Genomic DNA, 14,324 nt, shown 5'->3' on the forward strand with positions numbered 1-14,324 from the left:
ATGTTGCCGCATGGCTGATGTGGGTCGAGATCGGCCTCTGTCGTTCTTAACTGACCACAAGCGGACTTACTGGTCCCGGCCCCAAGGCTGCCGGACCGCAATGCGCCTGATCTCGGCCGTTGCAGCCACCTTTGATACCTTCTGAAAGCAGACGTTGACGGCGACCACGCTGGAGTTCGCAGTGCGCACTGTGCGTTACGACGAGTATGAGGTGACCGGCCTAACCGCGTGGTCGGGCGGTCGAGCCGCGGACCAAGAGTTCGACCGGTATGATCACCTGGCTCGGGGCGCCGTTTGCAAACACCGTCGTGGCGGCAAGTCTCCCCTTCCCGACAATGTCTTGAGCCACTGTCGTGAGCGGGGGCGTGGTGCGCGAAGACTCCGCAGTGCCATCGAAGCCGACGACAGACATGTGTTCGGGTATCTTGATATTGCGCCGACGCGCTTCGTCCAGGACGGTGATTGCCTGCCAGTCCGACATAGTCAAGATCGCCGTTGCTTGCGGAGCCCGGTCGAATACGACCGCTCCGGCCGAAGGCTCACCTGGGGTCGTCTCGATGATCGGGACATTGTCGATTGACAGACCGAGCTCAGCCAAACCCTGGGCGAAGCCGAAAAGTCTCTCCTGATCGAGTTGAAAACCGGCAGAGATAGCGCGCGGGGAATTGCCAGGCAAATGGACGATGGGTGACCCCGATGTGCGCCGAATGGAAAGGATTGCAAAACGCCGATGTCCAAGAGCAGCCAGATGCCTGATGGCCGCCAGCGCCCCGCTCCTGCCGTCTATCCGGATAGAATTGACGTCCGGACCGGCATCGCTCTCGAGGATGACGAAGGGCAGCCGCCGGCGCCGTAAAGACGCAATCAACTCGATGTCCGCGCTGTGGCCCAGAATGAAGCCGTCAACCAAGGCCTCTCGAATGGTGGAAGTGCGTGTCTCGTCCGTACCATTGACCAAACTCAATGTCGCTCCAGCCTCGTCACAAGCAAGCGAAACGCCAAGCACCAGCTCGCGCAGATATGGGCTCCTGATCATATCGGCAATCGCGTATGCGCCCGGGGGGATCAGGCCTATGGCGTTGAACTTGCCGTCGCGCAGCACGCGTCCCCTCGGGTCGGGGCCATCATAACCAAGCTGACGCGCCGCGGCCTCGACGCGCTGGCGCAGATCGGATCGCACCAGATCCGGATGGTTGAATACGTTGGAGACGGTGCCGCGGGAGACTCCAGCGAGCCGGCCGACATCGGCGAGCGTAGGCATTTTAGAAGCGTTCATTTCCCTCAATTAGACAATTTCTTGGAGCGCTCCAAGTTTTTTCTTGACGCTAGGTCCAAAATGTTGGAACTTGCACTTGGAGCGCTCCAAAAATTGAAAGTGGCAGTTCGGCATCTGTCCCGAGCATCGGCCGAGCTGATTTCGAAAATCATCAAGGAGGATTAGGATGGCTACCACCAATGGTGCTCCGACCTCGCTCGTCGGAAAGACTTTTGATTGCTCATTCGGACAGTTCGTACCGAGGTTGACGGTCCTGTCGCCGACCGAATTGCGGGTGCAGGCGACGATCGGCGCTACCGAGATCGACGAGGTGGTTCAGAGCAATCTGACCGGCGTTCGACCCGGACTTTTCATCATGAGTTGGACCGAGCAAGGCGGCAACTTCGTCGTGCAGGTTCAAGATCACGAGAACCAGATCGTTCATAACTATGCGCGACTGGCGGACGGGCAGCAGTTCTGCGCCCAAGGCACAATTCAACCAGTGACGACGGCGTGAGGGCCGCCTGTCTATCTGAGAGGAGAATTACGCCATGACTACCAAGGTGATCGACCAGACCGATCCTACGCAGTGGGATCCAAAGCTTGACGCCGTTATCGCGGCTCCCGGAAACCATAAGGTGTTGTTTGAGAATGACCGGCTACGTGTGCTTGAGGTAATCCTCAAGCCCGACGAGGAAGAGCCGACACATCACCACCGCTGGCCTTCAGTATTCGTGTTCGATGAGGTGGAAGGCCCTATCCACGACTTCGCGCCGGATGGAACCATGATGCCGCCCAATCGAGATGTCATCCAGGCGGTTCAGGCATGGGACGGTCAAGGCTGTCTCGTGGTGCATATGGCCCCCCAACCAGCGGGTCGCGTGCTCAACGCTTCGAGCAAGACCCTGCATGGTATCCGTGTCGAGATGAAGTCATAAAGCAGACGTGATCCTGGCCACCGGAACTCGCGCACGCTGAACGTCCACTTCTGACGGATTGAAGCCTTAAAGCTGCCAGTTGGCTTGCGGTCCCCAAGGTTGCCCGACAGCTTTGCGCTTCATCTCAGCCGTTGCGGACAGATTTGCCACTGATTGAAAGCGGGCATCGCGGCGACCACGCTGGTCGTCGCTCGCGACTCAGCGCGATCAAAGCTCCCACGGCGAGACGAGGGTCGCACCGTACACCCGATTTTGATTGTGCGTCAGCGCATTGGCAGGATGTTCTGGTTGAGGCGGAACAGATTGTCCGGATCGTATCTGTGCTTGATCTTGGCGAGCCGCGCGTAAGCCTCAGCGCCGAAGGCGTCGCGGACGAGATCCGATCCTTCGCCATGGCCGGGGAAGTTCAGATAGAGGCGGCCGGTCGAGTAGCGCTGCATGTCCTGCCAGAAGCTGCGAACCCAGCCGATGTTCGCATCGTCCTCGTTAGCGCCTGGCCAGATGGCGTCGAGGCTGAGCATGAAGGGCATGGAGCGGTCGCCGAAGGCAGTCTCATCGGCTGCAACGCGCTGGACGAAACCGCCGAACTTCCAGATCGAGGCGAAGGTCATTTCGGAGGGGCGCTTCGCCATCCAAGCAGTGGTCTCCCCGACGACCTCGTCGTCGAGGCGCGAAAGGTAAGTGGATTTCCAGTAGCAGCGGTCGCGGCCTTTCGGGAACAGCCCGTCATAGAGCGACTGGATGGTGCGATATGGCATGCGGCCGCTGAAATCGACGAGCGGTTCCCCAAAACTGCGCAACGGCGCCACGACCCGTTCGCCCTCGTCGGCCGGTCCGTCATAGACATGCGCGAGCGCCAGGACGCGCCGGCCCCTTGCATGCTCGGCAATCGAGGGGTCGTCGGGCAGGGTGGAGAACTCGGCCAGGCCGCTCAGGCGGTCGGGTGCGGTCTGCATAAAGTCGCGCCAGAGCGGAATGATCTCGTTGGCGCGCTCCTCGGGATAGGCCGGACCGCATAACATCAGCTCCGGTTCGATCGGGTGCAGCTTGAACTCGAAGCTCGTCACCACGCCGAAATTGCCGCCGCCGCCGCGTAGCGCCCAGAAGAGATCCGGGTTCTGCGTCGCGTCGGCATGGATGAGCCGGCCATCGGCGGTCACCAGATCGGCGGCCAGCAGATTATCGACGCTGAGGCCGTGGCTGCCGCGCAGCCAGCCGATGCCACCGGAAAGCGTCAGGCCGGCAACGCCCGTCGCCGAGATGAGACCGCCCGGCGTGGCGCGGCCAAGCGGGGTGGTGGCCGCATCGACATCGGCCCAGGTCGCGCCGCCCTCGACGAGGGCACGGTCGAGGCCGGACGCGACCCGCACGCCCTTCATCAGCGACATGTCGATCATCAGGCCGCCTTCGCAGACGGCGTAGCCTGCAACATTGTGGCCACCCGAGCGGATCGCGATCGCTAACCGATGCTCGCGCCCGAAATTCACCGACGCCACGACATCGGCAGCACTCCGGCAGCGCGCGATGAGGGCGGGACGGCGGTCGATCATGCCGTTCCAAACGACCCGCGTCGCGTCATAGGACAGGTTCGACGGCTCCAGCACCTCGCCGCACAAGATGGAACGGAAGCTATCGATGCTCGATTGTGCAAGGGTAGCGGTGGCGGCCATGTAGCGGTCTCCTCGTTTGACACACGCTAGCGCGGCGCGGGCACGGCCGCTAAAGTCGAAAATGCTGGAAGGCGGTCATTTCTGCCATGGTTGAACAGGCGAGACCATTGAATGTGGCGATCCTTGCCGCTCCGGAGGCTACCGCCTCCACGATCTACGGCATGTTCGACTTGTTTTCCTCGCCCGGCAGGGATTTCCTGTTCATCACCAGCGGAGCCGCGGGCACGCCACGCATGCGGCCCTATGTGGTCGCCGGGGACGGCAGCCCGTTTCGCGCGGCAAACGGCATCTGGGTGCGCCCAGATCACAGCCTTGCCGATTGCCCGCCACCCGACATCGTCTGTATTCCAGATTTCTTCGTCAATCCGGGCGAAAGCGTTGCCGGGCAGTATGACGCCGAAGCCGCGTGGCTGAAGCGAGCGCATGACGACGGCGCCATGCTGGCCAGCGCATGTTCGGGCGCGGTGCTGCTCGGTGAGGCCGGGCTGCTCGACAATCGCGAGGCCACCATTCACTGGGGCTATGTCGAGACGCTCACGAACAACTATCCCGGCGTGAAGGTGAAGCCGGGCCAGTCGCTCGTGCTGAGCGGCGAGGCCCAGCGCATCGTCATGGCCGGGGGCGGCTCAAGCTGGCAGGATCTCGCCCTCTATCTGATCGCGCGCTTCGTCAGCCTCAGGGAGGCGATGGAGGTCGCCAAGGTCTACATGCTGCAGTGGCACGACATGGGCCAGCAGCCCTTCGCAGCGCTGATGCGCTTTCGCCAGACCGACGACGCGGTGATCAACCGCTGCCAGAAATGGGCCGAACGCAACTACCGGACCCCTTCGCCCGTCACCGCCATGACCAAGCTGTCAGGCCTGTCCGAGCGCTCCTTCGTGCGCCGCTTCGCAAGGGCCACGGACATGAAGACAATCGACTACATCCACGCGCTCCGGCTCGAAGCGGCCAAGGAACTGCTGGAGACCGGCGACCTGGCGGTCGAGGGTGTGGCCAATGAAGTCGGCTACGAGGATGCGAGTTTTTTCGGGCGTCTCTTCCGCCGCAAGGTCGGGCTGACGCCGGCGCAATATCGCATTCGTTTCAGTGCTCTCCGGCGAGTTCTGAGCCGCGGTTGAATCTCAACCGTCTAGGCGCGATGCCATATTCCGCTATGCGCCGCAATTCGGCCATTGGGCCGAGCTCTGCCGCCGATTGAAGCGGACTCTGGTAGCTGGTTGCGCGTAGGCAGGGGTGCCACGTTAGAGCAAACCCAGGTGTAGGGCCGGAGGGGATCGTGGCGCGCCCAGAACGAAAGCTTGTGGCGGTTTTGGCAGCAGAAATGACCGAAGCGCCGTAAGATTGCGGCAATCCTGGTGGCGGACATCGTCGGGTTCAGCCGTCTGGGGCGAAACGACCAGGATTGTAGGCCCCCTTCACGCACACTTCTTGCGCTCAGCCACCTCGACGCTAAGGCGGAAAGCCTGGCCATCCGCATAGGAGCGTGCGTAGCTTTCTGCCTCGAAAGCGAAGGTCAGCGTGTTGCTATAGGCCGGCACGCGGACGGTCCAATTTCTTGTAGCGGATGATTTCGAAAGCATGCTCGGGCGATTCCATAGTTCCTCCCGCGATCACCGACGAGAGCTCTCAGATAGCGTCGCAAAAACCTTTGAATGCAAACCATCCGACACATCGGTGTCGTAATGTTTCAACGTTGCCCAAAGCTCCGCCAGTCCGGCCGGTAACCAAACAGTTCAGGCGGCGCTCCACATCATCAGCGCTTTCGCGACTCCGTCGAGAAGATGGTCAGCGTCAGATTCATGCTCGTAAAGCATGCTGGCCCGGATCGACTCCAGTGGAGTGTAGGATGGCGCGATACGCTTGAGTTCCGAAACGAGCCGCGATACCGCGTCCTGGTTGCCCAACTTCGCCTGTGCCGCCGCCAGCCATGTGAGCCTTACGGCCGAAGTCATGGGCAACATCGACCAACTGACAACGGCTCCCTTGTAGTCTCCCGCCGCGTATTGGGCGAATGCACGGTCGGAATGATACCAGTCTGGATGTATCGGATTGATCTGAACCGCCTTGTCGATCCAGGTCAGGGCTTCGAAAGGCTTGCCCCTGATGGCAAGCAGATAGCCGATCTGCGCGATCGTGTCCGCATCGAAGGGATTGAGGTCATAGGATCTTCGAAAGTGCCGCTCGGCGGCATCGTATGTGCGCGTGCACAGCAGTGCTTGGGCAAGAATCCGATGGCAGCGAGGCTCCTCTGGTGCGAGTCCTACCGCGAAGCGGGCTTGCTCTACTATGTCGGCCAGCACCTCCGGAGGAGCCATTCCATAATCGCCGATAATCAGGTCGGCAAATGCAAGGTATGAGCGCGCGAGCGCATAATGCGTATCCTTGGTGACGGCCGCAGCAAAGTAGTTCCGTGCTGCCTGATTATCGTCGGCGCCGTAGCCACGCAAATGCACCAGCCCCTTGAGAAGAAGCTCATAAGCCGCCAGGCTTGCTGGAGGCTTTGGACGGGCGCGCGTCAAGCCCGCATCGTCGAGCCGTGCGACAAGACGGTTCGTCACACGCAGCGCGATCTCTTCCTGCATGTCGAAAACAGCTGAGCCCGATGCTGTGAACTTCTCGCCCCACAAGACCGCGCCGTTTGCCGCTTCGATGAGGTTGATCGCCACCCGTACGGTGCCGTCGCGAAGGCCCATGCGTCCCCGAACCAGGAAGGTTGCCCCGAGTCTCCTGCCGACCTCGGTCCAGTTGCCGGGGTCCTCCGACGCAAAGGAAAAGCTTGAGTTGCGCGCCAGGACAACAGCAGTGCGAAATCGCGCCAGAGCGTTGACAATGTCCTCGGCAAAACCATCGACCAGAGGCGTGTCGGTCGCATCGCCTTCATTAGTGAAGCGCAGCACCGCTACAGAAGGCAGGTCGGACGGCGGCCTCGCCGGCGCGCCAAGCGGTGAAAGGAGGTAGCCGCGGCCTGAGACGGTGCGATTATACTTTGTGAGTCATCGCGCAGCGCCTTGCGCAACTCGCGCACGCCTTGGGTGAGCGAGTCTTCGGTTACAAACAGCCCAGGCCAGACGGACTCCATCAGCTCCGACTTGCTGACGACGTGCCCTGTTTTTCCAACGAGATGGCTCAGGAGTGCAAATGTCTTGGGACGAAGTTTGACGGGATGACCCTGGCGCAACAGCAAGCCGCGCGAAGTGTCAAACACGCACTCGCCGATTGCTATGCTCCCTGATTCTGTATGCGACATTCAGAAGCGCTCTGCCAAACCGAGCCGGGCTCGTCGACATACAGGGGCCATCCGCGCTTACGGTCAAGACCTTTGCCGCAGCCGCAGGTTCTGCCCCCTCAGGCACGGGTTCATGGCGAGCCAGGGCGCCCAACTCTAGAAGTTCGAAGAAGGTGCCGGGCATTGGCGCGCAGGCCAAGCTGTTGACCCCACTGAAGTACAACTCGTAAAGCTCTTGCCGTATGCGGAGCCTTTCGACGTCGTTTTCCATGATGGCCACTCCCTAGATTGTAGGGATCATGGCGCATGTGGAGCGGTGCGTACCGGCGAAATTCTGAAACTTTTCTGAAACCTGGTCGCTGGAGTACAGATCGGCCGGCGCCGAGAAGCCAATGACTGGCTCGCCGGCGGCTATCGCGAAATGCGATCACGCGAATCGGGCGAACTATTCCTCGTCTTCCACTCTCGGCGAGGCGCCTTGGGTCGCTGCCTCGATGCGATCGACGACGCGCAGCTCTTTACGATGGCGAGGAATTCAGCTGCCAGGTGCTTGAACTTCACCGCGCCCCCAGAGCGAAGATCCTCGCCTTCGATATCTCTCAAGGGCATGGAAGTTGCGGCAGCGCCTTTGAGGAACCGCAAATATCCCGCTGCAGCTCGTCTTTCGTTCGTTCAGGGTGTGAGGCCGCCACATGATTGAAGACCCACCGCTGCTCACCATCAAAAGCCGTTTCGAACGGCCTGCGGCAGAGATCATCAGTGCCTTTTCCGGCTTGCCCGTGAGCCTAGTCCTAGACGCCATGGGCGGGCGAGGGGCGTTGCACCAGGGATTAAGGCACTCTCGCCAGGTACTGCGATACTGGCCGATATCATCGTTGCGGCCACCGACAGCTTTGCTGGTGCGGCGGTCACTGAGGATCTGGTCCTTGGCATGGTGCGAAACAAGGGGTGCGCCTGCCTCGTGCGCGATGTTGTCGGGATCGAGGCGGGCGGGTGCCGGTTTACTGTGCCGGGATCGTCGCGAACTCGCCGGCGCGCAATGGTCCAGGCACGGCCGGGTTCCCGGTGGTACTGGGAGGAATGACCATCTCGCGGGGAGACATACTGGTCGGCGACCGCGATGGTATCGCCGTGGTGCCTCGCCTCGAGGCTGAAACGGTGCTGGCGCGGCTCACCGTATCAGGGCGGTGAGAAAACTCTTGATGGCCTGGTGCGGCAAGGTCTCGCCCGATTTCGCCGAGGTCATCATCAAGTCTGACAGGACGCGCTTCGTTGACTGAAAATTTTCAACGGCACCTAAGGTCCGCCTCGCCAACAGATCGTGGTTGCCGTAATTCACTTCCAATCAGATCCCGCGCTGCTTTGTTTGAGGCTATCTCGGAATTCACCTATCGAACGTCGCCTTCGAAAACGGGATTTTGTAATCTGTGCTATGCCACTTAGTCGACAGGAGTGGGCAAAGTGAGCCAGACGCGGAAACTTGCGGCGATCCTGGTCGCCGACGTGGTCGGATACAGCCGGTTGGCGGGGTCGGACGAAGATCAAACGCTGGCGCGGCTACGGGCGCTCCGGAGCGATCTCATCAATCCGACCATCGCTGTCCACAATGGGCGCGTTGTGAAGCTTATGGGTGACGGCACCCTCGTAGAGTTCCGGAGCGTTGTTGACGCCGTACGCTGTGCAATCGAAATGCAGAACGGCATGATTGAGCGCAACGCTGGCTTACCGCCCGGGCGACGCATTGAATTTCGCGTCGGCATTCATCTCTGCGATGTTGTCGAGGAGAGCGACGGCGATCTGATGGGAGATGGTGTCAATATTGCCTCCCGTCTAGAAAGCATCGCTGAGCCGAACGGCATCTGTTTATCGGCCGCCGCTTACGAACAGGTGCGCGACAAACTGAAGGAAGAATTTGTCGATCTGGGCGAGAAAGAGCTCAAAAATATCGCACGCCCGGTGCGCACCTATCGCATATGTATGCGCGACACGGTCCCAAAAACCGATCTGGCTGCGACTGCCGGGTCCTCCGAACAGCTGGCGCTGCCCGACAACCCTTCGATTGCTGTCTTGCCATTCCAGAACATGGGCGGCGACCCCGAACAGGAATACTTCGCCGACGGCCTTGCCGAAGACATTATTACTCGGCTGTCGCGTCTTCGTTGGCTCTTCGTGTCCGCCCGGAACTCTTTGTTCACCTACAAGGGAAAAGCGGTCGACTTAAAACAAGTCGGTCGAGAGCTTGGTGTGCGGTATGTGCTGGACGGAAGTGTAAGGCGCTCAGGTCATCGACTCAGGATAAGCGCGCAAGTCAGTGACACATCGACCGGGGTACAAGTGTGGGCTGAACGATACGATGTGGAATTGTCGGAATTCTTCGCGCTTCAGGATCAGATTGCCGAAAGTGTCATCGCTACGATCGAGCCGCGGCTCTACACGGCGGAACAGCAACGCTTTCAGAGCAGGTCCCCCACCAATCTTGACGCTTGGGGATTCGTCATGAAGGCGATGCCATATGTCTGGACCTGGAGTTCGGCTACGGAAATCGAGATTGCACAGGGATTTCTGAAGCAGGCTACGGACCTCGATCCTGACTATCCCCGCGCCAACAGCCTGTTGGCGTGGGCTCACGCGGCCCGCGTTTTGTCAGGATGGGCCAACGCAGCAGACATTCTGCCCACCTCTCGCGCCCTCGCGCAGCGGGCAATCCAAGGCGACCCCGAGGACCCGTGGACGCATTTAGCGGCAGGGTTTGTCCACATGATTTCGCGCGGCTTCGACTCTGCTGTGAGAGAACTAAATGAAGCGATCGAGCTAAACCCGAGCTTCGCCTTTGCGCATTCGATCCTGGGCTCAACTTACGGATATGGGGGCATGCCCGCCGAGGGGCTCGACCATCTTGAAATCGCGGGTAGGCTAAGTCCTCGCGATCACACATATGCTGCGAATTTCTCCATCCTTGGCTTATGTCATTTCATGGCTGGACGATATGCAGACGCGGTCGAATGCGAATGTCGCGCGGTTGAACTCCGGCCCCATTTTGGGTCTGCATGGCGGACGTACGCGGCGGCCGCTGGGATGGCCGGTGAAATGGACATCGCGGTTCATGCGCTTTCGCAGGCCAAGCGCCTTCAACCGTCCCTATCCCTTCAATGGGTAGACAAGTTTCATCCGATCGTTCACGACAAGCACCGGGCTCTCTATGTAGAGGGGCTGCGCATTGCCGGGCTTCGATAGTTGCGGATCGTGCCGTGCTCGTAGCTCGCTATCGGACCTACTATACCGCACGAGCGTGCGCTCAGCGCCTCAACTCGGTTGTCAAAGCTTCGGTGGGTTTCTTCCAACAGCAGACGTTCCTCACGATGAATCCGAAGAGCCGGCCGACCACTTGGAAGTATGCATTCGAATCGCTTCGGCGCGCTAGATCTCTGAAACCAAGGCGCTACTGGGGATGGCCCTGAGTTCGGCTGATCAATTGCCGCCGTCAAAACGGCTTCCGATCCCGGGGCTCTCCCTTCTCACCAATTTCCCGTGCGGTTCTGCGCTGCACTCTGGAGCGCGCGAGAGGCGGACCTATCGAAGCTGTCGGCGCAGGCCGCTTCGACGTCCGCTTCGGTCAAGCCAACGTCCCGCAGAAGGAAGTTGGACAGGTGACCGAGCCCGCGCTCTATGTTGCGGCGGGTCCTCCACTCACGGACAAGGGCCAGCAGGCGTTCGAGCGGAGGGTCAAGAAAAGTGCCCGGCAAGCGCCGTGCGGTCTGGCCTATTGTCGTTTGCGTCATGTTACGCCAAGTCATGGTGAACCTCCGTTGATCGGGAATGCGAATGGCGATCACGTGACGGCAGAAGGCGAGAAGGCGCCAGGGCAGCTTCGGAAGCGTTCCGCTTCAGATTGTGAACTGGCCTCAGACCTCCGAAAGGCCTAACCTGCGGCAAAGGAGCGGTCAGCCATGACGCGACGGCCTTACGGACTGGTCTGCCCGATCTCGCACGCCTGCGAGTTCCTGGAGCCACGCTGGACAATTCAAATCCTGACCGAGCTCTGGAACGGCTCGACCCGCTTTAATGACATTCGCAAGGGGGTGGGCAACGTCTCGTCCGCCCTCTTGTCGAGGCGGCTCAAGGAAATGGAAGCGTTGGGCCTGGTCGAGCGCGTCGAGGACGAGGCGACGGGCACCATCAGCTATTTCCGTACCGAAAAGTCGATAAGGCTCGAGCCGGCGATGAACGCGCTGGCGGAATGGGCGCAATGCAACATCGAGGCGGAGATCGCGCTCGCCGACGTGGATGTTTCGACCCTCATGTGGGCCGTGCGGCGAAAGATTGACCTCGCTGAACTGCCGCGGCGGCGCGCCGTCATCCGCTTCCATTTCCGCGACGATCCCCCACCGAGGTGTCCCCATTACTGGTTTGTGGTCGAGCCAGGCTCAGACTTGCCCGAGCTATGCACGCTCGACCCCGGCCGGGACGTCGATCTTTACGTCGAGACCGGCGTTGTTTCGCTGGGAGCCATCCTGGAGGGCCGCTCCAGCATCGAGCGTGAGAAAGAGAGGGGCGGCCTTTTCCTCATCGGCGACCCCGGCCTCGCGCGAAGCATGGACCGTTGGCTTCGAATCTCGGTCTACGCGGCGCTTGAGGGAATCGTCCAGCTTCCTTGAAAGCCATGTTTGGAGTGCAGCCTTATGCAACCCGCCCAGGACGACAAAGCCATTTGGCTGGCCTCAAAAGCTATGGTGCAATCGTCCGTTGTTGATTGCTGCTCAGTTAAAGCCGCCAGTCCGCATTCGGCCCCAATGCTGCCCGAGGAGCAATGCGCCTCTGAGGTGACCAGAGTGAAGAAGCTAGGCCAAACCCGCACGACGGGCGCCTTCTCTGATTGCAGCAATGGCGACAGGATTGGTAACCGGATAGGTTCTGATGAACACCTCAGCCGTGAAATTCGGGAACTCGTCCTTCAGTCGCGAATTGATCCTGGCGACCTGAGGAGTTTCATTGAGCATCGCATGAGCCATTGCCAGAAACAGAAGGGTGGCGGGCGAATCTGGCGCAGATTGACGTAGCGCGACCAGTGATTCACGGTAAAAGCCAAGAACGTAGCTGCATCGAGCGAGCATTCCATGATACCAGGGAACATAAGGATTTAGCCGGACCGCTCGCTTGGCCAGTTCGTAGCCACGCTTCGGGTCGCTGCCAACAAGAGCAAGGCTACCCGCAAGAAAGGCAAGTGAGTCCGCGTCATTTGGAGCAGCCACCAACACTCGGTCATGTTCTTCGACAGCAGCTTCGACATCGCCCTGCAATGCCCGAAGATCGGCAAGCATTATGCGGGCGTAAATGTCGGACGGATCGAGCGCCAGCGCTTGCTTGACACATTGGCTCCAGCTCTCGATCGAGCCGGAAAGGTTGTCGGTAAACCCGTTGATAGCTTCCACAGCATGCGCAAGTGCCAGCGCGGTCCAAGCTCTTGCTAGACCCGGGTCGAGTTCGATCGCACGCGCCAGTAGCCGTATCGCCTCCTTGTTCGACTCACGGGTGAAAAGGTGCTTCTGCTCAAGCCCAAGCAGATAGCAGTCATAGGCCTGCAAACTTGCTGGAGCCTTCCGACGAGCCGCATCGCGTCGCAGATTGGCGAGCTGACCGTGGCAAGTTGCAAGGACATTGATGACGTTTTCGGTCACGCTGTCCAGCATCGCAAACAGGTTGTTCGCGGAACGATCGTAACGCATCGTCCAGACATCGACCCCTGTGTGGGCGTCGACGAGTTGGACGCGGATGCGCACCCGCTGCCCGTCCACTTGAAAACTTCCCTCGATCACATAGTCGGCATTCAACTCTCGTCCGAGAGCTCGCACGTCAACATGCCGTCCCTTGTAGGAAAGCATTGTTTGGCGGGCGATCACCGCAAGGTCCCGGTAGCGAGAGAGATCAACTATGAGGTCCGCCGACAAACCATCAGCGATACGAGTCCAGCGTTCTTCTCCGCTTAAATTGTCGAACGGGAGAACTGCGAGGACCGGCGGACCCGGCTCATCGGTCGAAAGACTTCCGGGTGGTGCATGGCTGCGGTCCTGCTGGCGGTGATCGGCAAGTAACCCAGCAAGCGCCACTTTACTACGAACATCGAGCTTCCGATAAATGGCCGAAAGATGGGTCCGAACGGTGGTAGGCGCTATGAAAAGTGTTTCGCCGATTTCGCGATAAGTCATGCCCTCCGCAAACTTTGCCGCGACCATCAACTCCCGATCCGATAAGCCGGCGAGAGGATTGCCTACGGCACGAAGCATCGTTCCATTTTCCTTGGAGCCGACCTGTGGCCAGAACCCGATGGCCTTACATCAGGATGAAAATACTACAGATGCGATATCGAAAACACTGCATTTGCACGATTCCATGCGACGGGTCAGCATCCTAGTCTCTGCAGATCGGCAGGGCAGGTTGCTTGGCAGGCCTGGTCGATTCAGAACACGGAGGGCTCCATGACAAAGTTGTCTGTCTTGACCGTAATACTGGTGCTTTTGGTGTCGGTGGGGCGATGCTTGTCCGAAGGTACCCAAACCAACAGCAAACTGACTTCCGAAGAAGCGGTGAAAGCTGCCAGCTCTGAACTGTATTCCGACATTCTCGTGCGAGCATGCAGGAACGGATGGCGGTATCCGCGCAGCTACATCGAAAATGGATTCAGGCGCCACCTGGCGGAGCTGAAACTGCAGCTTGTCGATCAGGGTTACAGTTTCGTACCCAACATGACCGCGAATGATCTGCCCGTCCGAGGACCGATATCTGAGACCAAACGCCGTCTGGTTGGCTCGCGCCAATTCAGCTGTTCCCACCCATACTGGCGCGATGAATGACTCCACGCGACGGTGTGCAATCTGACAGCCTGATTTCCGGCGGTTCTCCCTAGGTTGGAAGGAGGCGTTGACGAATGGCAGGTTGTTATTCGAGGAGGAGTGACACTCCTCCTGGAGCTGTAAACAACGTCATGGAATGACCGCTCTTCGGCTGCGTGGCTCCACAAGCTGCCGATCCGCTACCGGCCCTGTTCCAGCCGTCAAGGTGCCGGCCGGTAAGAGCGCCCGCTAAACTTGGTCGTCAAAGCAGCGTATTCGTCAGTTGACAAGGCAAACTTCGCTCGATGACCGTGAACTCGAACGGCAGCTTACCGACGAGCGCTTCCTAGAAGCAGACCGTCCGGATACGGCTCCGAAGCTGCCGGACCGCTTTGCGGGTCATCTCAG

The 14,324-nt window shown here is 59.9% G+C and carries 14 protein-coding genes; 7 read left to right on the forward strand and 7 right to left on the reverse strand.

Annotation, left to right across the window (positions count from 1 at the left end; translation table 11 throughout):
• Positions 1-220: 220 nt before the first annotated feature.
• Entirely contained in the window at positions 221-1,276 is a 1,056-nt protein-coding gene (locus NKJ75_RS18305) for a LacI family DNA-binding transcriptional regulator (protein WP_023825156.1), read from the reverse strand.
• A 166-nt stretch (positions 1,277-1,442) separates the two neighbouring features.
• On the opposite strand from NKJ75_RS18305, the gene NKJ75_RS18310 reads away from it, so the two are divergent.
• Together NKJ75_RS18310 and NKJ75_RS18315 are read left to right on the forward strand one after the other, a co-directional pair.
• The gene (locus NKJ75_RS18310; protein ID WP_023699226.1) at positions 1,443-1,772 is read left to right on the forward strand and encodes a MoaF-related domain-containing protein; all 330 of its coding nucleotides are present in this window, start codon (positions 1,443-1,445) and stop codon (positions 1,770-1,772) included.
• Between the two features lie 34 nt (positions 1,773-1,806).
• Positions 1,807-2,193, forward strand: coding sequence for a hypothetical protein (locus tag NKJ75_RS18315; RefSeq protein WP_023699225.1), 387 nt, complete (start codon positions 1,807-1,809; stop codon positions 2,191-2,193).
• A gap of 263 nt (positions 2,194-2,456) precedes the next feature.
• On the opposite strand, the gene NKJ75_RS18320 is transcribed toward NKJ75_RS18315, so the two are convergent.
• The gene (locus NKJ75_RS18320; protein ID WP_023716192.1) at positions 2,457-3,863 is read right to left on the reverse strand and encodes an FAD-binding oxidoreductase; all 1,407 of its coding nucleotides are present in this window, start codon (positions 3,861-3,863) and stop codon (positions 2,457-2,459) included.
• 113 nt (positions 3,864-3,976) lie between these two features.
• On the opposite strand from NKJ75_RS18320, the gene NKJ75_RS18325 reads away from it, so the two are divergent.
• A complete protein-coding gene (locus NKJ75_RS18325) occupies positions 3,977-4,981 on the forward strand; it encodes a GlxA family transcriptional regulator (RefSeq protein ID WP_245260153.1) in 1,005 nt (334 codons plus the stop codon).
• A 297-nt stretch (positions 4,982-5,278) separates the two neighbouring features.
• Here the strand turns inward: NKJ75_RS18325 and NKJ75_RS18330 are convergent, their stop codons facing one another.
• The 3 genes from NKJ75_RS18330 to NKJ75_RS18340 form a co-directional block, all read right to left on the reverse strand.
• Positions 5,279-5,401: a hypothetical protein gene (locus NKJ75_RS18330; RefSeq protein WP_023825152.1), complete on the reverse strand. Its 123-nt coding sequence runs from the start codon at positions 5,399-5,401 to the stop codon at positions 5,279-5,281.
• Positions 5,402-5,596: 195 nt separating this feature from the next.
• Positions 5,597-6,760, reverse strand: a complete 1,164-nt coding sequence (locus NKJ75_RS18335) for a transcriptional regulator (protein WP_352500019.1) — start codon at positions 6,758-6,760, stop codon at positions 5,597-5,599.
• A gap of 2 nt (positions 6,761-6,762) precedes the next feature.
• A complete protein-coding gene (locus tag NKJ75_RS18340) occupies positions 6,763-7,110 on the reverse strand; it encodes a winged helix-turn-helix domain-containing protein (RefSeq protein WP_352500020.1) in 348 nt (115 codons plus the stop codon).
• A 972-nt stretch (positions 7,111-8,082) separates the two neighbouring features.
• Here NKJ75_RS18340 and NKJ75_RS18345 point away from each other — a divergent pair.
• Positions 8,083-8,280, forward strand: coding sequence for an RraA family protein (locus NKJ75_RS18345; protein ID WP_196813640.1), 198 nt, complete (start codon positions 8,083-8,085; stop codon positions 8,278-8,280).
• 270 nt (positions 8,281-8,550) lie between these two features.
• Positions 8,551-10,323, forward strand: coding sequence for an adenylate/guanylate cyclase domain-containing protein (locus NKJ75_RS18350; RefSeq protein WP_352462406.1), 1,773 nt, complete (start codon positions 8,551-8,553; stop codon positions 10,321-10,323).
• A 281-nt stretch (positions 10,324-10,604) separates the two neighbouring features.
• Here NKJ75_RS18350 and NKJ75_RS18355 read toward each other — a convergent pair whose 3' ends face one another.
• The gene (locus NKJ75_RS18355) at positions 10,605-10,883 is read right to left on the reverse strand and encodes a YjiS-like domain-containing protein (protein WP_023716186.1); all 279 of its coding nucleotides are present in this window, start codon (positions 10,881-10,883) and stop codon (positions 10,605-10,607) included.
• 153 nt (positions 10,884-11,036) lie between these two features.
• On the opposite strand from NKJ75_RS18355, the gene NKJ75_RS18360 reads away from it, so the two are divergent.
• Positions 11,037-11,744, forward strand: coding sequence for a winged helix-turn-helix transcriptional regulator (locus NKJ75_RS18360; RefSeq protein WP_023716185.1), 708 nt, complete (start codon positions 11,037-11,039; stop codon positions 11,742-11,744).
• A gap of 183 nt (positions 11,745-11,927) precedes the next feature.
• Here the strand turns inward: NKJ75_RS18360 and NKJ75_RS18365 are convergent, their stop codons facing one another.
• Positions 11,928-13,370 carry a LuxR C-terminal-related transcriptional regulator gene (locus NKJ75_RS18365; RefSeq protein ID WP_023716184.1) on the reverse strand — a complete coding sequence of 481 codons (1,443 nt, stop codon included), beginning with the start codon at positions 13,368-13,370 and terminating at the stop codon, positions 11,928-11,930.
• Positions 13,371-13,562: 192 nt separating this feature from the next.
• Here NKJ75_RS18365 and NKJ75_RS18370 point away from each other — a divergent pair, with 192 nt between their 5' ends.
• A complete protein-coding gene (locus tag NKJ75_RS18370) occupies positions 13,563-13,937 on the forward strand; it encodes a hypothetical protein (protein ID WP_023716183.1) in 375 nt (124 codons plus the stop codon).
• Positions 13,938-14,324 lie beyond the last annotated feature (387 nt).

The organism is Mesorhizobium sp. M0058 (assembly GCF_040323095.1).
GTDB lineage: Bacteria > Pseudomonadota > Alphaproteobacteria > Rhizobiales > Rhizobiaceae > Mesorhizobium.

Bases quoted from the DNA above. Each gene is read 5' to 3' on its own strand.
- NKJ75_RS18305 (WP_023825156.1), bottom strand. From the start codon at position 1,276: ATGAACGCTTCTAAAATGCCTACGCTCGCCGATGTCGGCCGGCTCGCT.
- NKJ75_RS18370 (WP_023716183.1), top strand. From the start codon at position 13,563: ATGACAAAGTTGTCTGTCTTGACCGTAATACTGGTGCTTTTGGTGTCG.
- NKJ75_RS18355 (WP_023716186.1), bottom strand. From the start codon at position 10,883: ATGACTTGGCGTAACATGACGCAAACGACAATAGGCCAGACCGCACGG.
- NKJ75_RS18365 (WP_023716184.1), bottom strand. From the start codon at position 13,370: ATGCTTCGTGCCGTAGGCAATCCTCTCGCCGGCTTATCGGATCGGGAG.
- NKJ75_RS18315 (WP_023699225.1), top strand. From the start codon at position 1,807: ATGACTACCAAGGTGATCGACCAGACCGATCCTACGCAGTGGGATCCA.
- NKJ75_RS18320 (WP_023716192.1), bottom strand. From the start codon at position 3,863: ATGGCCGCCACCGCTACCCTTGCACAATCGAGCATCGATAGCTTCCGT.
- NKJ75_RS18360 (WP_023716185.1), top strand. From the start codon at position 11,037: ATGACGCGACGGCCTTACGGACTGGTCTGCCCGATCTCGCACGCCTGC.
- NKJ75_RS18310 (WP_023699226.1), top strand. From the start codon at position 1,443: ATGGCTACCACCAATGGTGCTCCGACCTCGCTCGTCGGAAAGACTTTT.
- NKJ75_RS18340 (WP_352500020.1), bottom strand. From the start codon at position 7,110: ATGTCGCATACAGAATCAGGGAGCATAGCAATCGGCGAGTGCGTGTTT.